Below are 512 nucleotides of genomic sequence, written 5' to 3' on the forward strand. Positions count from 1 at the left end.
TTGATCGCAAGGGTTCTCACCCGCTCTGGCAGTGAATCTGGAAGCTGCATGTAGCGATCGCTGAATGTGTACTCCTCACTGTTTTTTCTCACTTTTACCTTTCTCAGTTCATCCAGCTTATAGACCGGGGAATCGTACGTTACAGTATAATTCCCCATATTTCTGATTTCACCGGCTTGTTCACTGATCGGAGAAATTTGCTCCGTGTTGCCGTTCATTTCAAGTGAGACAGCCTGCTTTGGCTGAATGATTTCCGCACCAATCGGATACATCAGATGGTTATACCCGTAGTGCTTATCGACTTTTACACGGACGGTGCGGCGCTCTGTCGCAACCTTATGGTCAAACCACAGATTTTCAACTTTTCCATTGCTAAGCTGATACGACATGCCTGTGTCTGTTTCAATCCAGCCTTTCCCGGTATACGTATCCTTCGTTTCCACACGGAAATACGTACGCTCTTTTCCCTGCCATGTAAAAACAGGTGTAGCATCCTGCTGGAACGGGCCGCC

1 pseudogene is annotated in these 512 nt (G+C 47.5%); it reads right to left on the reverse strand.

The window, feature by feature from the left end:
* Positions 1 to 512: pseudogene (locus tag ACWHAR_RS32230) on the reverse strand (hypothetical protein); the annotation flags it as partial.

The organism is Bacillus sp. LR--39 (assembly GCF_053613335.1).